The sequence below is a fragment of the Clostridium sp. CS1-1 genome (assembly GCF_056135525.1).
Genome location: NZ_CM148680.1, coordinates 2,130,993 through 2,150,042, shown reverse-complemented (window position 1 = coordinate 2,150,042; position 19,050 = coordinate 2,130,993). Strand labels below are relative to the sequence as shown.

Sequence of the window (19,050 nt, the reverse complement as noted above, 5' to 3'; positions counted from 1 at the left end):
ATAAAAGCCCTTAACTAAAGTTCTTTATTAACTTTAGTTAAGGGCTTTTAATAATTACTATCCAAAAAACTCCGGCTCTTCTTTATAATCAGATCTTATAGCTTTTTGTAAAATAGTCACGCTAATCTTTTCTTTATCTGTAAAGAAAGGGCAGGGAAAGATCTCTCCACATTCAGCACATTCTAGAAACTCTTTTGAGTCGGTTTGTTCTCTATTATCGAACAAGAATGGCAGAGCATCACTTTCCTCACTCCATTGTTCAGTAATTGGTGTATTAATATTATAAGTATAAACATACGTAGCTTGACGCTTCATCCTAAAGTGATTTCCATTACATACAGGACATAATAAGGATTCAGATAAATTCAATTTAAAACATCCTTTCTATATATTTTCTATTTGGTAGTGTTTGTATTTATTTCAATTTCTATTCTAAAAATTAATATAAGTAATCATAAGTAGGTTATATTTTAAATATAATATAACCTACTTTAAATACTTTGTATATGTTGATTAGTGAGGTATAACTATGAATTATGATTATAATTATTGGCTAAAAATACAATCTAAAGGATTCTTAAGATATACACTTAGTTTACGAAACCTTTTCCTTTCACTTATTTTAATTATAATATTCATTATGACCGAATTTATTAATAAAAAGAACATACATATGCTTAAAGAGCTTATTTTTCATCTTGTATTTTTGCTTTTAGTTTTTATTTGTATGCAAATATTATCCCAAATTTACAAGTGGAACTTAATGAAATACTTATATAAAGATGGAAAAACTAAAAAACTTATAATAATTAAGTATTATGAGCTAATTATTGGAATCCTAAATTTATGGTTACCTTTTGGGATATTAAGTTCAACATTTACAATAAGTTCAGGCCTGGACTCCTTGTATACTAGTGCTCTCACAGTAGAATATATTGTAAGCTTCGCAGCAAGAGTATTTACTCATTCTATTCCATCGCTATTAATAGGTATACTATTAGAGTTAATTCTAAATATTAAAAAGGGAAATAATAAAATTGAACAAAGGTATTTTATTATAATAAACAAGCATATTTAAATTAAATGAAATTATATATCAATTGATATATATTATCATTTACAAAGTGTTTACTTTATGTTATTATAACTATAGGCTGTCTGGCGCTAAATTATTATCGCAGTATAATATTTTAGGAGGAATAAAATGGCAAGACCAATGGGACCTAGATTCAAAGTAGCAAGACATCTAGGCGTAAATGTATTTAATCATCCAAAAGCTTTAAAGAGAGGGGTTAAACCTCAAAGAAAACTTTCTGAGTATGGAGAACAGTTAATAGAAAAACAAAAGTTAAAAGCATATTATGGTGTTTTAGAAAAGCAATTCAGAAGATATGTTTTTGAATCTCTAAAATCTAAAGAAAGTTCAGATCAAATGTTAATTCAAACATTAGAGAGAAGACTCGATAATCTAGTATATAGACTAGGTTTTGCTTCTACCTTGAGACAAGCAAGACAAATGGTAGTTCATAATCACATTTTAGTAAATGGTGAAAAAGTAAACATACCTTCATATATAGTAGATATAGGTGATAAGTTAAGCCTAAGAGAAAAATCTAGAAAAAATGAATTATTTGTAGAGAACTTTAATACTATAGAAATTACTTTGAGGTACATAGAGAAAGATAAAGAAAGCTTCTCTGGTAAACTTATAAGAATGCCACAAAAGGATGAAATTCCTGTTGAAGTTAAATTCTCTAAAATACTCGAATTCTATTCTAAGTAAGTAAATTACAAGATGGTCTAAAGGCCATCTTTTTTTCGTTATAATCTTAAAGTTATTCATAGGTAATGTGTTTTATGTAAATAATATATAAATAAAGGTATTGAAATACAAATTAAGAAAGGAGATAGCTACTAAAATTTCAACTATAAACATTGGTATATATTAAAAAGTAGCAAAATACATTATGGAACGAGAAAAAAAGGAATTCAACGAAAATAAGTCTGTAGATAACAAAAAAGATGAGAGAGCAGCGGTTGATTTAGACGGGGAAGACTTTTATATGTCAACCCCTATAGTTAGCAACTACTACTTTCAGTATAAGCATGATAAATAGTCTTAATACATTTATTGCTATTAATAAAGCTTATGTCTATTATAAAGGTAAACAGATTTTCACTAGACATATAATAATATCTCTAGTGAAAATCTATAAAACTAAGAAAATAAATATTTATTTAAGTCCAAATACAAATTTTATTAATATCATTACTATATCCAGTAAAAACAACTAATCTTCTAAATACTAATTTTCAGAAAGTGTATCTTTTTCGACTCCCAAGTTCTTTGATATGGTATGTTTAACGCTTCAAAAGAGTGATGGGATATTAATGGATAACCAAATGAAAATGCAGTAACTATTGCTGAATGAAATATCTTTCCTTTATTATCTTCAAAAAACATTAGATCGCCTAATTCAAGCTCTCGTATATTAGGGACCTCCAATCCCTTAGGTCCTAGTGAATTTGATTCTTTATTAATTTTTAATGTCCAATATAGTGAATGTGCTACAGCCCATGATATAGACCAAGTATCATCATTTACATTATTATTATTATTAGTTCTATACCACCAAGGAGTTTTAGAATCAAAGCTCATAGGTGCTCCTCCAGCTCTAAGACACTGTGATATGAAATTAGCACAGTCTCCGCTAGTATCATTGACTAAAGGAAAGTACCTATACGCTGGGTTAGGTTTAAGGGCATACTTAGTCGCATAGTTAACCGCATCTATCCTCGAATAATTACCTTGCCTTAATAAATACATACTTTTCTCCATAAAAATTATTCTTCATAATATTTTATGTAACATCTACATATAAGGTGTAAAATAAATTTAATTTCAAGCATATTGTTTGTCTAATACGTTTTAAATCAAATGCTAGGGATTTATATTTATTAACCATATAAATCTCTAGCATTACATGAACTATCTAATGCCAATACCATATGGTGAGTTTTTTCATTCTAAAAAAATGTAACTTAAAAGGCACATAGGTATACTATGCACCTTTTAAATTACATTTTTTTAGTTTTAGTTTTCACTTTTACTTCACTTTTTGAGTAATTAGTATCATTATAATGAGGAAATAAAGGCTTATCACCTGTAAGCCCTTCAGTTAAGCCAGCAGAAGTAGTACTACCTAATGATTCAGTAAGTGCTGGAGTGGATAAAATCATATCATCTCTTGATGTTTTTCGTCCTTGTGGCATATTCAAAACCTGATTTATTAAACTATAATAAATTTTAGTTTGCATAGTTTAAATTCTATATTGATATTAGAACAATAAATCAGTATTACACCTCCTTCCTTGTATTTATTTTGTTCATCTACACTGCGTTAAATTACATGTATAAATTGACATTTAAAGTTTAAAACCTAACATATAGCAATTTTACTAAAATTGTGGTATAAATAGGTAAATGAAACAATGCTAAGTTCTATTTTGGGGAAGGGGATATAAATGAAAAATTTAGTAGAAAACCTAATTGAATCTTATGTGGGAACTTATTCAACAAACAATAACATGCAAACTAAGTGGAGTCATCCATTAATAAAGTTTGCTGATGCAGAAGACACTATGTTTTTAAAATTGAAAGAAATTATTGGAGAAAACCACAAATTACCAAAAGACTTTTTGCAGGATGCTAAAACAGTAATTACCTATTTTATACCATTTGAAAAGTCCATTGCGCAGAGTAACATAGATGGTAAAGAGAGTTCTGAGTTTTGGGCTAGAGCTTATGTTGATACAAATAAGTTAATATTAGATTTAAACGAATACATAGAAAACGAATTAGAACTACAAGGATTTAATACTGTTGGAGTACCCTTGTCAATAAACTTTGATTATAATAAATTAATAAATGATTGGTCTCATAGACACGCTGCTTATATTTCTGGATTGGGAACCTTTGGATTAAATAATATGCTTATAACTGAAAAAGGGTGCACAGGAAGAGTGGGAACTATAATAACAAATTTAAAAATTGAAAAATCTGATGCTATAAAAAGAGAATTTTGTTTATATAAATACAATGGAAGTTGCAAAAAATGCGTTGAAAGATGTGTTAATGATGCTTTAAAAGTTGATGGATTTAACAGGAAGAAATGTCATGAAATGTGTTTGAATAACGACAAGATTTATAATCACTTAGGTCCATCAGATGTATGTGGTAAATGTATGGTAAGGGTACCTTGTTCTTTTACAAACCCAACGGCAAGCCTATAATTTTGTAGAGTTGAATAAGTCTATTCGGTAACCACTTACTCTAATACCAGTATATTATATAAGAAAAGTATCATTAGCTAAATCTAATTGAAATAGATAATGATACTTTTTATATGGTATAGTAGTAATTACAGTTTAACTATACAGCAACAGATCCGCTCCATTTCCCACATCTATCTCCGAAGAATCCCATTACAGTTTCACTACCAAGTATTTTTACAACTTCACATTTGTTTGGGCAGCCTTCACATTCAAAGCTCTTAGAATTAAAACTCATATCAGCCAAATCAAATCCTTTAAAATTAGTAATTTCACCAGTTTTTTCTAAGCGTTCTTTTGCCAAAATAGCGGAACCGATAGCACCCATAACTTTGTAATTTTTAGGCACAGTTACTTCACACCCCAACGCTTCCTCGAAGGAGGCTTTCATACCAATATTGGCAGCTACTCCACCTTGAAAAAAGATTTGGGATTTAATTTCTTTGCCTTTTCCTACATTACTTAAATAGTTTCTTACTAAAGCTTCACAAAGTCCTCGTATAATATCATTCTCACTATAACCTAATTGCTGTTTGTGAATCATATCAGATTCAGCAAAAACAGCACATCTTCCTGCAATTCTAACTGGATTTGTAGACTTTAATGCATATTCTCCAAAATTTTCAATAGGTATCTCCAATCTTTCTGCTTGCCTATCAAGAAACGAACCTGTTCCAGCTGCACATACAGTATTCATCGCAAAGTCAGTAACTATGCCGTTTTCTAATAATATTATTTTAGAATCTTGACCTCCAATTTCAATAATTGTTCTAACGTCTTTATTAGAATTTAAGGATGCAACCGCGTGTGCCGTTATCTCATTTTTTACGACATCAGCGCCAATTAGAGAAGAAGCTATTTGGCGACCACTTCCTGTGGTTCCTACAGCTATTATTTCTTTATTATTATATTTATCCTTTAAAATTCTAAAACCTTCTTGAATAGCATTTATTGGTCTACCTTTAGTTCTTAAATATAAAGATTCTACTACGTTTAAATGTTTATCTAAAAGTACTAAATCTGTGCTGACAGAGCCAACATCAACTCCCATATAATACATTTTCTTTTCTCCTTTCGAGTAAATCTAAAAAGGCTTCAATTCTAGTAACATAACCAGCTTCTCCGGTCATTTCATCTACAACTAAAGTTAGTATAGGAAAGTCTTTATCTTTTGAAATTGAAGGAAGTATAGACTTACAAACAATTTCAGGCATACATCCCATCGGAAATATTTGAATTGCTCCATCAAATCCTTTCTCATGTGCAATTACTGCTTCTCCAATGCACTCTCTTGCGTGGCCGCCAATATATAAAGGTAAATACTCTCTCGAAGCTCTTCTTATATTAAGTGAATTCATATTTATAGGGGACAAAGCCATGTTTTTAAACCACCAACTTGGGGAAAGATATCTTTTGGTGGAAACTCCATATTCCATTAGTTTATCTTCAATATATAAGTTTGAAAACGGTTCAATTATAGTATATATTTCTCCAATAATAGCTATCTTAAGCGGATTCTTTCTTTTATCAATTTTTATGCTATTTACTATTTTCTCATATTTTTTCAAATGATTTATCATTTCTTCTGAAGTTGAACATTTGAAAGCTTCACTTTTACACTGTCGTAAAAGTTTTTTACACTCTCCTTTATTTACTTCGTAGCCAGAAAGTAATCTGGCTTTTTCTTCAATCTTATCTATTAAATTAATTACTTTATACGCATCATGAATAATTTTAACTTTTTCTATTCGTGTTTTATTACTGTGTAATGTTATTTTTTCTATCCTATTTAAAAATTCCCTAACGCCTATATCTTTTGGATTATCTAATACCACAAAATCTAAATTATAGCCTAATTTTTTCAGTAATTTCATTTGAATCTCACAATATTCACCGAATCTGCAAGGGCCACAACTTCCCACAATTAAAACAGTGTCAGCTCCTTGCTCAATACTCTTAATATAATTCCCAATCATTATTTTGAAGGGGAGACACATCTCTTCGGGGGAATGTAATGATCCTATTTCTAACGCTTCTTTATTACTAGGTGGAGGAATTATATAATCTACACCTAGACCATCAAAAATAGCTTTTGCAGCAAAACAAGTGTTCCCAAGATGAGGAAAAGTTATTTTCATATTAGCTACACCTTCTTTCTAGCATATCAGCAAAAGCTTCTAATCTCGTATCAAACCCAGCTTCACCAGTATGTTCATCTATTTTTAAGATTAGAATAGGGAAGTTTCCTAATCTATCCTTGATAAGTTCTATAACAACAGAATCTATACCACATGCAAAAGATGATACATAAACTAAACCATCAATATTATTATTTTCTGCGAGATAGGTAGAAAAACCATAAGAATTTTTTGCAAAAGTCCAGAAAGGTCTTTTGAATAAATCTTTTACTTGATTACTTATATGATTTTCTTCAACATTCTCTTCTGTTATTACACCTATACCTAACTTATTTAACTTTTTAACAACATTCATGTTTGTAAAATTATCATAAATATTATAAGGATGACCTACTAATGCAACATTTAAGTTAAATCCTTCATCCCTTATGCTAGTTTTATGCTTTTGCTGTGCTTTAATAGCAGCTTCATATGCTCTTTCTATATTAAGGTTACTTTTGTTAAATACTTTGCCTGTGCTTCTAGCCCATTTTTTTAATTGTTTTTCTGAAGATGCGTAAATAGGGGATATAATAGCTTTAGGCATATCAGGTATATTGTTAATTACCATCTCTGGTAATCCACAAAACTTCGGGCAGATAAATTCCTTATTATCAATTTGCATTATCCTAGGAATGAACATAATGTCACATTTATCTTTAATTTGAGCAACGTGACCATGAAAAACCTTTATAGGCAAGCAAGCTTCATCAACAGAGTATTTCGCCCCTATATCTAATATATCTTTGTTAGTGTCTGGAGATGTAACTATTTCTGCTCCTAGCTCTGTAAAAAAGGTTTCATAAAATGGATAATACTTACAATATAATAATCCTTTAGGTATACCAACTCTCATTAATAACTCTCCTTTAGTAAGTATAGGTACAATTATGCTACATTAGTATATTTTGTCTAGTTTTTATAATATTATTCACATTTCTAAATATAATCTATATGTATCTAGAATTAATATTTAAGCTAAAAATAATTCTATAATGGAACATTTGTAAACGGTACTAATTTGTAAATTAATTTAATCCAAGACTCTGAATAAGAACTAATTGTCATTTTATACATCTTGCTTATATTTTAAAAATAAGTTTTAGAAAAAATCAATTGTGGAATTATTAGATAATTAAATTTTTAATTTTAAATTTTATGAATAAAACTATATTCATTATTTTTACATTTTATTATTATATTAACATATATTGCTTTTGGGTTGCACCCTGTTAGAAAGGGAAGAATAGGGGATGAAAGCAGAAAAATAGGTCTACAAGCACTTTGTTAAAATGTGGATTTATATTGAATTAATAAATATCCATCAATTATTCATAATATGTTAATATACAATAATGAATATTAAGAACTAAAAATGCTTTTTTGAATCGTTTTAATCTAAATGAGAATATTATCAATTAAGACTTGTATGTGGAATTATAAAGAGCTACTTTTACAATTATATACAACAATTTCACATTAACTTTTATACTAAATATATACACTCAAGCAATTTAATATAATCATACAGCATTTTAGCTAATTCTAAGGTTATAAACTAATCTAATATATAATAAATAGTATTCACCTATAAATTTACGTAAATGTATATTCGCTAAATATACATTTAGCGAATTTCGCGTGTTGAAATAAAAAGGGGATTGTAGTATAATAAAATCAAGGCTTTAAGCACATTTAAGGAGGTTTTTATGACTTTAGACAGAATTATAACACTTAAATATAAAAATTTTAAATATGATGAAAAAACTAAAGAGCTATTGAATATTCCATTAAACGCAAAGGATGAAGTTTTATTACTGAAGATATACGATAACTACAAATCTTCAAAAACACATAGGGGTTACGAGTACATAATAAAAGATTTATATATCCTAGTTAAAAAGAGAAAAGTTAGCACTTCTGATATTGCTGATATCTACAACGTTGGAGTTCGCACTATTCAAATATGGTTAAAAGAATTAGGCCTAAGCAGAACTCTTAAAGAAGCTCAAAAAATAGCTGTAAAAAAAAGACGCTCTAAATATACCAATAATGAATAAACCAAGAAAATATTAAGAATTTCTAGTTCAAACGTAAGTCAATCAATATACAACACACTCAAAGAAATACCTAAAAAGGTTGAAAGGAATTTAGCAATATGAAATATGATATTAAAGCAATACGCAATAACGATTTGCCTGAGCAAGTAATAAACTTTTTAAATTACTTAGAAACTATAAAAGGTAAATCCCCCAATACTATAAATGCCTACAGAATTGATCTAATTATGTTTTTTAGATTTTTAAAATTATATAAAAACCTACCCTATGACAATAATCTTGATTTTGAAGAAATTCCTATATATGATATAGACGATAATATCATAAGAAAATTGAAATTACCTGATCTCTTTGCCTTCTTATCTTTCACAGAGAAATATAGAGAAAATAGCGCTCATGCTAGAGCCAGGAAAGTTGCTACTCTAAGATCATTCTTTAAGTTTCTTAGTGGTATAGCAAAAATTGTGGATGAAAATCCCGCTTTAAATCTAGAATCTCCTAAAATAAGCAGAAGAAATCCTACATATCTCACTTTAGATGAAAGTAAGTCTCTTTTAAGAGCTGTAGACGGAAAAAATAAAGAACGGGATTATTGTATACTAACATTGTTTTTAAATTGTGGCCTTAGACTTTCCGAGTTATGCGGAATTAATATCCCAAATATTAAGGGCGATACATTAACAGTAATCGGTAAAGGAAATAAAGAAAGAACCGTATATCTAAACAACGCATGTATAAAAGCTATCGAAAATTACTTATCAGTCCGCAGCGAAAATCTACATAAAATCATTGATAAAAACGCTCTCTTCATAAGTAAAAATTGGACAAGACTTAACAAAAGAACCGTAGAGATGATGCTGAAAAAATACTTAAAAGCCGCTGATTTAGATACCGATAAATATACCCCTCATAAGCTACGACACACAGCTGCAACTTTAATGTACAAATACGGTAATGTTGACATAAGAAGCCTTCAGAAAATATTAGGCCACGAAAATCTATCAACTACTCAAATATATACACATGTTGATGATGAAAAATTAAGAGAAGCAATAAACTCTAATCCATTGAGTGATGAAAACACCTATTAAATCTAAATCACTATATTTAAATTAACATAAAAATACAGTTTCAACTATAAAGTAAATTTAATCACTTCATAGTTGAAACTGTATTTTAATTTTGCGTTTTACTTAGTTAATTTATATCATTCTCTTTCCCATTATATCTCAAAACACCCGGGTACATCTCACTAACCTTATCTTCTTCAAGTAAATCACTTAACCCTTCGATATCATCGATATAAACTAAGTTATCATCCATTTCTTCATTGAATACAATATCATCATTATCAACTTCACTATATTCCTCATCATAGCCATCGCATGAATCCATTAAACCCTCATCATCAAATGTATCATCATCTGATTCATTCCCCATTACTCCACTTGATAATTGAGAATAATTTTCGTTTTCAATTTCACCTATTCTGGACTTCTCTAGCTGTTGCTCAATCTCCTGGCTGTCTTTTACATCATCTATTATTTCATCAATTTTTATTGCTTTCATGTCATAACCTTCTAACTCTAAGCATTTACCACAATTATTACACTTCTTGTTTGAGTTCAAATCACATCTCTCACACTCTCCACAATTATTACATTCTTTTTTAGAGTTAAAAATACAGTATTCCCTATTCATAGCTACTTCCTTTCTAATTTAAAAATCTTCGAACATATTTCCCGGATAAGTTTCCGGAAACAAATTCTATTAATCCAATACTCGTTACCAATCTAAATAATGAGCAATTCCTAATTTATATTTAATCTCTTAAATTTAGGCCTAAATACTATTATACATAATATAACCGTAATTCCCAAGAGTTTTTTTAACTTTATATCTAAACAAAGAGTTTAACAGAACATTAGTTTGATATTTCTAACAATATGTGGTATAATTCTAATAACTAAATAAGAGAGGTGTTTAATATGTCAGAACACAAAAGTACAAAAAACACAGAAATCTATGAATTTATTAAAAATCAAATAAAAGAAAAAGGGTATGCACCCTCAGTTAGAGAAATATGTGCTGCTGTTGGATTGAAATCTACATCTACAGTTCACGGTCACCTTGAAAGATTAGAGAAAAAAGGATTAATATCAAAAGATCCTTCAAAACCTAGAACAATAATAATAACTGAAGATAAGTTAAATAAAAAGGAAATGGTGAACATCCCTATCGTCGGTACAATAACTGCTGGTCTTCCAATACTTGCAGTAGAAAATATAGAAGGTACATTTCCAATAGCAGTAGATTTTATAAAAGGTAATGAAGAACTTTTTATTTTAAAGGTTAAGGGAGAAAGTATGATTGAAGCTGGTATATTAGATGGTGATTTTTCTATAATACAAAAAGCTGTTTCTGCTCAAAATGGTGAGATTGTTGTTGCTTTAATCGATAATGAAGCTACACTTAAAACATTTTATAAAGAAGAAGATCATATAAGACTTCAACCCGAAAATAGTACTATGTCTCCTATAATTGTTAATGACTGTACAATTTTAGGTAAACTTGTTGGAGTTTATAGACAGTATTAAAATATCTAAGTAAAAGAGTGAGCATTAAATTGAAATTTAATTTCTATACTAATGCCCACTCTTTTCTTTATATAAAACACAAAATGAATTCTTATCTTAATTAAATTTTAAAATACATAACAACCTATCTATCAATATAATATAACTACTTGATATTATTATACTAACTTAATAAATTTTAGCGAAATATGATTTTAAAATTTCACATTGTAAACTACTTATATTACTTTTGACAAAGCTATCAATACTCCTATTTTTGCATGGTCAAAAGTTAATCCACCTTGTAAATATGCAATGTAAGGTTCTCTTATAGGTGCATCAGCAGATAATTCAATGGAAGCGCCTTGGACAAATGCACCAGCAGCCATTATTACTTGATCTGTATACCCTGGCATATCCCAAGGCTCACATTGTACAAAAGAATCTATCGGGGAACCTAGTTGTATTCCCTTACAAAAATTTATCAATTTATCTTTATCATTAAATTTGATAGCCTGGATTATATCACTTCTTTTATCTGTATATTTAGGAAGCACTTCAAATCCAGCTAACTCCATTATTCTTGCACAAAATAAAGCTCCTTTAACCGCTTCAATAGCTACATGTGGTGCAAAAAATAATCCTTGGTATAAGAGTCTCATAACTCCAAAGGTAGATCCACACTCCCCCCCTATTCCAGGAACAGTCAATCTATATGAAGCCTGAGTTACGTATTCCTCTTTACCTGCTATATATCCTCCTGTTGGAGCTATCCCTCCTCCAATATTTTTAATTAAGGAACCTGCAACTAAGTCCGCTCCAACATCTGTAGGTTCCTGTATATCTAAAAACTCTCCATAACAGTTATCTACAAAACATATTACCTCTGGTTTAATATTCTTAACGAAATCTATAATTTCTTTAATTTGAGAGATTAATAATGACTTTCTCCATCCATAACCTGTAGACCTTTGAATGTGTACTAACTTTATACTTTTATCATTCTCTAATTCACTCTTAATATTATCAAAATTTATATCTCCGCAAGCCGTGAAATCTACTTGCTTATAGTTTACTCCATACTCTTTTAACGAACCAATGTTTTTCTTGCCACTTATCCCTATTACATTATGTAAAGTGTCATACGGAGTTCCACATACAGACATCATAGTGTCCCCAGGTCTTAAATTACCAAATAAAGCTGTACCTAATGCATGTGTTCCATTTACAAAATGTGGTCTAACTAATGCACTTTCGCAATTAAAAATTCTAGCATAAACTTTATCAAGCGAATCTCTCCCTATATCTCCATAACCGTATCCTGATGAATTAGTAAAATGAGATTCACTAATTCTTTCTTCTTGAAATGCATTTAAAACCTTAAATTGATTAAATTCTCTTATTTCATCATATTTAGAGAACTCTTCTTTTATATCATCTATAGCTTGTTCATAAAAACTAAGTACTTCATCATTTATACCATAAGTATTTTTAAGGTATTCTTTTGTTATATCTATCATTTTACAAACCTCCTGAAATTCATAATTTAGCTTTTGTATATTTTTGTATAATTTTGTTTAATTATATACTAATTCCATTGATTATAATACCATATAAAAAAAGAATAGGCAATTATTAGCCTATTCTTAAGCATCTCCTTCTGGGATATTATTAAATAGAATTGGTTTCAAAGGAGTTATTGTAGAGATTGCATGTTTATATATCATCATCTGCTTACCGTCACAATCTAGAACTACCGTAAAACTATCGAAACCTTTTACATTCCCTTTTATCTGAAAACCATTAGTTAAGTGTATAGTAACTGATGTTTTACCTTTTCTAGCTCCATTTAAAAATATGTCTTGTAGATTATTAGCCGTTTTACTCATATTCCTCATCCTGCTATTAAAAATCACCAAAATTGATTTTACACCTTATTTATGGATAGATAAGGTGGTAGTATTACAGGTTTCTATACTACGATTCCTGTTTAATACCTACTATAGCAGTTTTTCACCTGCCTTTCCTTATAATTTATTTAATATATCTATTTGCTACTAAATTAAAGTAACAATACCACACAATTTTTATTTTATATAATTCTATAAGTTATGATAAAATCCCTTTAATTTTATTATAAAATTTACAGAATTATTTATCTATAGTTTCATCCTTAATTGAATGAAACTTATTTGCTATATATTCCACTATATCATCCTCACTATTAAACTCATCCTTATCTATCCAAATTACCCTTTTATCTTTTCTAAACCAAGTTAATTGTCTCTTGGCGTAATTTCTACTACCTTTTTTAATTAAATATATAGCTTCGTCTAATGTTATCTTACCATCTAAATAGAATAGCATCTCCTTATATCCTATTCCCTTCATAGACTGCATCTCAGCTGTATATCCCATAGATTTTAACTTCCTAACTTCATCTATAAGCCCATTTTCAATCATAATATCTACTCTTTTATCTATTCTTTCATAAAGTGTAGCTCTATTCATATTAAGAACAAAGTAATATACATTATACGGAATATCATAAATGTTGTTTTCTTCGTTGCATTTCGTTATTGTCTTTCCTGTAAGCTTATATACTTCTAAGGCTCTTATAACTCTTTTTAAATCATTTGGATACAATCTCTCATAGGATTCGACATCAATTTCCTTAAGTAGGCTATGGACATACTCCTTGCCATTTGTTTCTGCCAACCCGTATAGATACTCTCTGTATTCCTCATCAGTAGCAGCTTCGGTAAAATCATAATTGTAAATTAAAGAATTTATATAAAGTCCAGTGCCACCAACCAACATAGGAAGCCTTCTTTTCTCATTAACACTATTTATTATCTTAGTAGATATTTTCTTAAACTCAGATACGTTAAAATTCTCATGTGGTTCTACTACATCTATAAGATAGTGAGGAATTCCCTTCATCTCATCTTCTTTTATTTTAGCTGAACCGATATCCATATATTTATATATCTGCATTGAGTCCGCTGATATTATTTCACCATTAAGCCTTCTAGCTAATTTAATGGATATATCAGTCTTTCCTACTGCTGTTGGTCCAGCGAGTATAAATAAATCTATCATATAATCCCCCTCTTACTATTCGTTTAAAATCACTATTGTATTCTCTTAAATTTCTTTTCTAGTTCATTTATACTGAATTTAATAATTGTCGGTCTACCATGAGGGCAAGTAAAAGGGTCATCTATAAACCTTAAGTCTTCAACTAATGCTTTCATCTCAATAATTGACAGTGTGTCATTTGCTTTAACTGCAGATTTACATGCACGCTTTGCTATAGTATTATACTTTACCTCCCACGTCTCACCAGACCCTAGATTTTTTAAGTTATCTAATATATCCATGAATAAGGTTTTAATATCAGGTTTACCTAATATTAAAGGTACCTCCCTTATGCTTAAAGTATTATCACCAAAAATCTCAATGTCAAATCCAACCTTTTTAAAAGTTTCGCTATTTTCCTTAAATATATCAAAGTCCTCAGAAGACAACTCAACTATTGCAGAAGTTATTAAAACTTGGGATACCACTGTGTTTACTTGTATGCTTTTCTTATATTTTTCAAATAAGATTTTCTCATGTGCTGCATGTTGATCTATAAGATATAAATTATCCATGAGCTCTGCTAGTATATAAGTATTATGAAACTGACCTATAACGTTTAACGATGGAAATTTAGCTACTCTATCATCTATGGAATGATTGCATTTATCCTTGTAATCATAGTTTTTTTTATCATCTACATCCGAAACACCTTCAGGTCTTTCTTCATGGTTATTAGTACTATCATACGCGGTAAAATTACTTTGATCCTCTTTATTCACATTCTCTTTTATATATGATAATTTATTATTAAAATGGTCAAAATAACCTTGGTTATCATTTTTATTATTGCCAGAATTTTCATTAATATAATTACTTTCATTAAAAGAACTTAAATCAATTGGAAATTTAATAGTTTGAACACTCTCTTTTACAATCTCATCCTTAAAGGAATCCTCTTTATTCTCATCATCAACAGAAATGCTAAAGGACTCCCTTAAAGAATCACGTAAAGCTTCATGAACAGCATCAAATGTAATTTTAAATATCTCTCTATCGTCTCTAAATTTAATTTCCGATTTTGTAGGATGTACATTGACATCTATATATTCTGGAAATATATCTAAAAACACAATGAAAAACGGAAATTTATTAATAGTTAAAAAAGACTTAAATGCATTTTCTACTGCAGCAGTTATAAGTTTGTTCTTTACATATCTTCTATTCACAAATATACTTTGATTATTTCTGCTTCCTCTACTTATTTCAGAATTACCTATAAATCCATGAATAGATACCACGTCATTATGCTTTTCGAAACTTGTTATATTTTCTGATATTGTCTTTCCATATATACTTCTTATAACATCTATTATCTTACCAGTTCCATAAGTATTTAATGATTTTTTATTGTTATTTAAAAACTTAAAAGAGATTTGAGGATTAGCGAGAGCAAGTCTATTAAGAATATCTGATATATACGCTCCTTCTCTACTTGTAGATTTTAAAAATTTTAGTCTTGCAGGAACATTATAAAATATATCATTAACCTCTATTGTAGTTCCTATATTAGTACCTATGTCCTTAATGTAGTTAATATTTCCCCCACTGATAGATATTTCTTTGCCATAATCAAATTCTTCAATTCTACTTTTCAATGTAATATTAGATACCGCTGCGATACTAGCTAGGGCTTCTCCACGAAATCCCATAGTGTTTATATTATAAACATCTTCTATACTGCTTATTTTACTTGTAGCGTGAGGCATAAACGCCTTTTCAATATCGTCTGGGTGTATTCCGTAACCGTCATCTATAATCTTTATACTTTTTTGTCCGCCATCGACAATCTCAACAGTTATATTCCTTGCATTAGAATCTATGCTGTTTTCAACCAATTCTTTAACAACCGAATAAGGACGTTCTACAACCTCCCCCGCTGCTATTTTATTTGAAGTCTCAATACCAAGCACATTTATTCTTTTCAAAGTACCACCTCTATTAAGCATAAGTTAACTATTATAATTTTTTGCCTTTCTTATTATGTCATATAATTTATTAAATCCATCCATAGGAGTCATATTCAATATATCTATAGAAGCAAGTTCTTTTATTAAATTTTGCTTTTCGATATCAGCAAAATTAATTTGCAGTGGTAAACTTTCATATTCTTGATCACAATTATTTTTCAAAATCAAATTCTCTGAATTATTTATGCTATCCTCATTCTTTTCTCTATCTTTAATTACTTGTTTGTCATCTAACTTATCTACTGCTATTTCTTCCCTATTTTCAGGTGTATTACTCACTGAAATTGATTTTTCAACAAAGTTTTTGTGGTTAGATTCTGTAATAGTGAAGTTATCCATATTTATATCGTTTGCATTTTCTTTTTCTATTTTATCTAGTATTTCTTTGGCCCTTTTAATCACTTCATCTGGCAATCCAGCAAGCTTTGCAACTTCGATACCATAGGACTGATCCGCGCCACCTCTTACAATCTTACGAAGAAAGACAATATCACTCCCTATTTCTTTTACAGATACAGAGTAATTTTTTACACCTTCTAAAACTCCTTCAAGTTTAGTAAGCTCGTGATAATGTGTAGCAAATAGGGTTTTACACTTTAATTTTTTATTGTTACAGATATACTCTATAACTGACCAAGCGATACTCAGACCGTCATAGGTACTAGTTCCTCTACCAACCTCATCAAGTAAAATTAAACTTTTATTTGTGGCATTCTTTAATATATTCGACACTTCCCACATCTCTACCATAAAGGTACTTTTACCAGCTGCTAAATCATCAGAGGCTCCTATTCTAGTAAATATTTTATCACATACAGCTATAGTAGCCTTCTTAGCAGGTACAAAACTTCCTATCTGTGCCATAATAACAATCAAAGCTACTTGCCTCATATAAGTAGACTTACCTGCCATATTAGGTCCTGTAATAAGAAGGAGTTGCTCATCTACTGTATTTATAATTGTATCATTTGATACAAAACTTCCTGATGGAATGATTCTTTCCACAACAGGATGTCTTCCCTCTTCGATATAAAGCTCCTCACTATTTGTTATCTTTGGTTTACTATAGTTATTTTCTAAAGCTATGATAGCAAGCGAACATAAGCAATCTAATTCCGCTATGGTTCTCGCTGTGTCCTGCATCCTATGAATTTGTTTTTCCGCTTCCTCCCTTACCTTCACAAAAGCTTCATACTCTAAATTTATTAGCTTATCTTCTGCACCTAATATCTTATCTTCCATTTCCTTTAACTCAGGTGTAATAAATCTTTCTGCATTAGCTAAAGTTTGTTTTCTTATATATCTTCCTTCTGGTATGGAATTTAGGTTACTCTTAGTAATTTCTATATAATACCCAAATACTTTATTATAACCAATTTTTAAGGACTTGATGGAAGTTATTTCCCTTTCACTATTTTCAAGTGAAGCTATCCATTCCTTACCATGTGCTTTTGCAACCTTAAGTTCATCAATTTCCTTGCAATATCCTTCTTTTATTATATTTCCTTCTTTTACAGAAATTGATGGACTTTCAGATATTGACTCATCAAGTATTTTATAAACGTCTCTAAGTTCATCCAAATTATCATACATTTCTACAAATAAATTACTTTCAAAGGCTGCCAGAATATTTTTTACTGTAGGTATCTTTTCTATAGATCCTTTTAACGCTAATAATTCCTTAGCATTTACACTCTTAGAAGATATTTTCCCAACTAATCTTTCTATATCATATATTTCCTTTAAAGCTTCTCTTAAATCTTCCTGCAAAGATAAATTGTTTAGAAGCTCTTCCACTGAATTAAGTCTTTTCTCTATTGATACCTTATCAACTAATGGTTGCTCAATCCACTTTCTAAGTTGTCTCCCCCCCATAGCAGTATTGGTTTTATCCATTACCCATAGTAAAGAGCCTTTTTTACTTTTCTCTCTTAAATTTTCAGTAAGCTCTAGATTTCTTCTAGAGTTACTATCTATACTTAAATAATCAACTATACTATAGTAGTTAAATTCATTTATATGATTTAAAGAAGTTTTTTGAGTCTCCATAACATACTTTATTAGCCCATTGCAAGATTTCAATAATATGCAATTATATTCATCAAGGTTTATATTAGCGAATTGTGTTTCTAACGTTTTATTTATATCAGTGGCGAAAAAGTCTTCAGATACTTTTGAAAAGGTAACCTCTACTCTCTCCTTTATTCTCGATATTATTTCTTCATCTACGTTCTCCTGGATTACAATTTCTTTTGGTGCGTATTTAGATATTTCATCTAAAATAACAGATATCTCGAAACTGCTATCCGTGCAATTGAAGTCTCCTGTAGAAACATCCGCAAAACATAAACCAGCAAGATTCTTTTCATTTTCTATATAAAGGCTCATTATATAGTTATTTTTATTCTCTTCTAGAAATGACGAATCGGTATATGTCCCCGGAGTTACAACTTTTATAATTCCTCTTTTAACTATTCCTTTTGAAGCGGAAGGATCTTCTAGTTGTTCACATATAGCAATTTTATAACCTTTATTAACTAATCTACTAATGTAAGAATTTGCTGCATGAAAAGGTATTCCACACATTGGGGCTCTTTTTTCTAGTCCGCACTCTCTTCCTGTTAAAACAAGTTCTAATTCCTTAGATGCAACCTCTGCATCTTCGAAAAACATTTCGTAAAAATCACCTAATCTAAAAAACAAAATACAATCTTTACAGCCTTCCTTTACATCAAGATATTGCTGCATCATTGGTGTTAAACCCACTTTTTTACCTCCTTTGAAAATAAATTGA

The 19,050-nt window shown here is 29.6% G+C and carries 19 protein-coding genes; 7 read left to right on the top strand and 12 right to left on the bottom strand.

The genetic code is table 11. The annotated features are described in order from the left end of the window. Nucleotides 1-57: 57 nt before the first annotated feature. Nucleotides 58-369, bottom strand: a complete 312-nt coding sequence (locus AC0N0V_RS10060) for a hypothetical protein (RefSeq protein WP_474463839.1) — start codon at nt 367-369, stop codon at nt 58-60. Nucleotides 370-763: 394 nt separating this feature from the next. Between AC0N0V_RS10060 and AC0N0V_RS10055 the strand changes: the two genes are divergently transcribed. The 3 genes from AC0N0V_RS10055 to AC0N0V_RS10045 all read left to right on the top strand — a co-directional run bounded on the left by AC0N0V_RS10055 (nt 764) and on the right by AC0N0V_RS10045 (nt 2,117). Then, on the top strand, nt 764-1,078 hold the full coding sequence (locus AC0N0V_RS10055; RefSeq protein ID WP_474463836.1) for a hypothetical protein: 315 nt from the start codon (nt 764-766) through the stop codon (nt 1,076-1,078). 126 nt (nt 1,079-1,204) lie between these two features. Beyond that, nucleotides 1,205-1,783 (top strand): 30S ribosomal protein S4, encoded by a 579-nt coding sequence (rpsD, locus tag AC0N0V_RS10050; protein ID WP_474463834.1) that lies wholly within the window; start codon nt 1,205-1,207, stop codon nt 1,781-1,783. 184 nt (nt 1,784-1,967) lie between these two features. After that, a complete protein-coding gene (locus AC0N0V_RS10045; RefSeq protein ID WP_474463833.1) occupies nt 1,968-2,117 on the top strand; it encodes a hypothetical protein in 150 nt (49 codons plus the stop codon). A 182-nt stretch (nt 2,118-2,299) separates the two neighbouring features. On the opposite strand, the gene AC0N0V_RS10040 is transcribed toward AC0N0V_RS10045, so the two are convergent. Next, the gene (locus AC0N0V_RS10040; RefSeq protein WP_474463831.1) at nt 2,300-2,827 is read right to left on the bottom strand and encodes an amidase domain-containing protein; all 528 of its coding nucleotides are present in this window, start codon (nt 2,825-2,827) and stop codon (nt 2,300-2,302) included. Nucleotides 2,828-3,078: 251 nt separating this feature from the next. Beyond that, nucleotides 3,079-3,318: a hypothetical protein gene (locus tag AC0N0V_RS10035; RefSeq protein WP_474463830.1), complete on the bottom strand. Its 240-nt coding sequence runs from the start codon at nt 3,316-3,318 to the stop codon at nt 3,079-3,081. A gap of 207 nt (nt 3,319-3,525) precedes the next feature. Here AC0N0V_RS10035 and AC0N0V_RS10030 point away from each other — a divergent pair, with 207 nt between their 5' ends. After that, nucleotides 3,526-4,293 (top strand): epoxyqueuosine reductase, encoded by a 768-nt coding sequence (locus tag AC0N0V_RS10030; protein ID WP_474463828.1) that lies wholly within the window; start codon nt 3,526-3,528, stop codon nt 4,291-4,293. A 139-nt stretch (nt 4,294-4,432) separates the two neighbouring features. On the opposite strand, the gene AC0N0V_RS10025 is transcribed toward AC0N0V_RS10030, so the two are convergent. Genes AC0N0V_RS10025 through AC0N0V_RS10015 form a run of 3 tightly spaced genes read right to left on the bottom strand, consistent with a single transcriptional unit; the run spans nt 4,433 to nt 7,365 of the window. Beyond that, nucleotides 4,433-5,392 (bottom strand): acyl-CoA dehydratase activase, encoded by a 960-nt coding sequence (locus tag AC0N0V_RS10025; protein WP_474463826.1) that lies wholly within the window; start codon nt 5,390-5,392, stop codon nt 4,433-4,435. Next, nucleotides 5,373-6,470: a 2-hydroxyglutaryl-CoA dehydratase gene (locus tag AC0N0V_RS10020; protein WP_474463825.1), complete on the bottom strand. Its 1,098-nt coding sequence runs from the start codon at nt 6,468-6,470 to the stop codon at nt 5,373-5,375. The genes AC0N0V_RS10025 and AC0N0V_RS10020 overlap by 20 nt, the downstream gene beginning before the upstream one ends. A 1-nt stretch (nt 6,471) precedes the next feature. After that, the gene (locus AC0N0V_RS10015) at nt 6,472-7,365 is read right to left on the bottom strand and encodes an acyl-CoA dehydratase activase-related protein (RefSeq protein WP_474463824.1); all 894 of its coding nucleotides are present in this window, start codon (nt 7,363-7,365) and stop codon (nt 6,472-6,474) included. Between the two features lie 853 nt (nt 7,366-8,218). Here AC0N0V_RS10015 and AC0N0V_RS10010 point away from each other — a divergent pair. After that, nucleotides 8,219-8,569 carry a hypothetical protein gene (locus tag AC0N0V_RS10010; RefSeq protein ID WP_474463823.1) on the top strand — a complete coding sequence of 117 codons (351 nt, stop codon included), beginning with the start codon at nt 8,219-8,221 and terminating at the stop codon, nt 8,567-8,569. A 98-nt stretch (nt 8,570-8,667) separates the two neighbouring features. Beyond that, entirely contained in the window at nt 8,668-9,660 is a 993-nt protein-coding gene (locus AC0N0V_RS10005; RefSeq protein ID WP_474463822.1) for a tyrosine recombinase XerC, read from the top strand. 106 nt (nt 9,661-9,766) lie between these two features. Here AC0N0V_RS10005 and AC0N0V_RS10000 read toward each other — a convergent pair whose 3' ends face one another. Beyond that, nucleotides 9,767-10,270 carry a hypothetical protein gene (locus tag AC0N0V_RS10000; protein WP_474463820.1) on the bottom strand — a complete coding sequence of 168 codons (504 nt, stop codon included), beginning with the start codon at nt 10,268-10,270 and terminating at the stop codon, nt 9,767-9,769. 287 nt (nt 10,271-10,557) lie between these two features. On the opposite strand from AC0N0V_RS10000, the gene lexA reads away from it, so the two are divergent. Further along, the gene (gene lexA, locus AC0N0V_RS09995) at nt 10,558-11,166 is read left to right on the top strand and encodes a transcriptional repressor LexA (protein ID WP_474463819.1); all 609 of its coding nucleotides are present in this window, start codon (nt 10,558-10,560) and stop codon (nt 11,164-11,166) included. Between the two features lie 218 nt (nt 11,167-11,384). On the opposite strand, the gene AC0N0V_RS09990 is transcribed toward lexA, so the two are convergent. From AC0N0V_RS09990 to mutS, 5 genes are all read right to left on the bottom strand, one after another. Further along, nucleotides 11,385-12,665: a methionine gamma-lyase family protein gene (locus AC0N0V_RS09990; RefSeq protein WP_474463817.1), complete on the bottom strand. Its 1,281-nt coding sequence runs from the start codon at nt 12,663-12,665 to the stop codon at nt 11,385-11,387. Nucleotides 12,666-12,791: 126 nt separating this feature from the next. Next, nucleotides 12,792-13,034: an RNA chaperone Hfq gene (hfq, locus tag AC0N0V_RS09985; RefSeq protein WP_474463816.1), complete on the bottom strand. Its 243-nt coding sequence runs from the start codon at nt 13,032-13,034 to the stop codon at nt 12,792-12,794. Between the two features lie 262 nt (nt 13,035-13,296). Continuing rightward, nucleotides 13,297-14,247 (bottom strand): tRNA (adenosine(37)-N6)-dimethylallyltransferase MiaA, encoded by a 951-nt coding sequence (miaA, locus tag AC0N0V_RS09980; protein WP_474463815.1) that lies wholly within the window; start codon nt 14,245-14,247, stop codon nt 13,297-13,299. Nucleotides 14,248-14,279: 32 nt separating this feature from the next. Then, the gene (mutL, locus tag AC0N0V_RS09975; protein ID WP_474463814.1) at nt 14,280-16,235 is read right to left on the bottom strand and encodes a DNA mismatch repair endonuclease MutL; all 1,956 of its coding nucleotides are present in this window, start codon (nt 16,233-16,235) and stop codon (nt 14,280-14,282) included. Nucleotides 16,236-16,238: 3 nt separating this feature from the next. Beyond that, nucleotides 16,239-19,022, bottom strand: coding sequence for a DNA mismatch repair protein MutS (gene mutS, locus AC0N0V_RS09970; protein WP_474463813.1), 2,784 nt, complete (start codon nt 19,020-19,022; stop codon nt 16,239-16,241). Between the last annotated feature and the right edge of the window lie 28 nt (nt 19,023-19,050).

What these genes read in the sequence shown, in the direction of transcription:
- AC0N0V_RS10055 (WP_474463836.1), top strand. Translation starts at nt 764, where the DNA reads ATGAAATACTTATATAAAGATGGAAAAACTAAAAAACTTATAATAATT.
- rpsD (WP_474463834.1), top strand. Translation starts at nt 1,205, where the DNA reads ATGGCAAGACCAATGGGACCTAGATTCAAAGTAGCAAGACATCTAGGC.
- AC0N0V_RS10045 (WP_474463833.1), top strand. Translation starts at nt 1,968, where the DNA reads ATGGAACGAGAAAAAAAGGAATTCAACGAAAATAAGTCTGTAGATAAC.
- AC0N0V_RS10040 (WP_474463831.1), bottom strand. Translation starts at nt 2,827, where the DNA reads ATGTATTTATTAAGGCAAGGTAATTATTCGAGGATAGATGCGGTTAAC.
- AC0N0V_RS10035 (WP_474463830.1), bottom strand. Translation starts at nt 3,318, where the DNA reads ATGCAAACTAAAATTTATTATAGTTTAATAAATCAGGTTTTGAATATG.
- AC0N0V_RS10030 (WP_474463828.1), top strand. Translation starts at nt 3,526, where the DNA reads ATGAAAAATTTAGTAGAAAACCTAATTGAATCTTATGTGGGAACTTAT.
- AC0N0V_RS10025 (WP_474463826.1), bottom strand. Translation starts at nt 5,392, where the DNA reads ATGTATTATATGGGAGTTGATGTTGGCTCTGTCAGCACAGATTTAGTA.
- AC0N0V_RS10020 (WP_474463825.1), bottom strand. Translation starts at nt 6,470, where the DNA reads ATGAAAATAACTTTTCCTCATCTTGGGAACACTTGTTTTGCTGCAAAA.
- AC0N0V_RS10015 (WP_474463824.1), bottom strand. Translation starts at nt 7,365, where the DNA reads ATGAGAGTTGGTATACCTAAAGGATTATTATATTGTAAGTATTATCCA.
- AC0N0V_RS10010 (WP_474463823.1), top strand. Translation starts at nt 8,219, where the DNA reads ATGACTTTAGACAGAATTATAACACTTAAATATAAAAATTTTAAATAT.
- AC0N0V_RS10005 (WP_474463822.1), top strand. Translation starts at nt 8,668, where the DNA reads ATGAAATATGATATTAAAGCAATACGCAATAACGATTTGCCTGAGCAA.
- AC0N0V_RS10000 (WP_474463820.1), bottom strand. Translation starts at nt 10,270, where the DNA reads ATGAATAGGGAATACTGTATTTTTAACTCTAAAAAAGAATGTAATAAT.
- lexA (WP_474463819.1), top strand. Translation starts at nt 10,558, where the DNA reads ATGTCAGAACACAAAAGTACAAAAAACACAGAAATCTATGAATTTATT.
- AC0N0V_RS09990 (WP_474463817.1), bottom strand. Translation starts at nt 12,665, where the DNA reads ATGATAGATATAACAAAAGAATACCTTAAAAATACTTATGGTATAAAT.
- hfq (WP_474463816.1), bottom strand. Translation starts at nt 13,034, where the DNA reads ATGAGTAAAACGGCTAATAATCTACAAGACATATTTTTAAATGGAGCT.
- miaA (WP_474463815.1), bottom strand. Translation starts at nt 14,247, where the DNA reads ATGATAGATTTATTTATACTCGCTGGACCAACAGCAGTAGGAAAGACT.
- mutL (WP_474463814.1), bottom strand. Translation starts at nt 16,235, where the DNA reads ATGCTTAATAGAGGTGGTACTTTGAAAAGAATAAATGTGCTTGGTATT.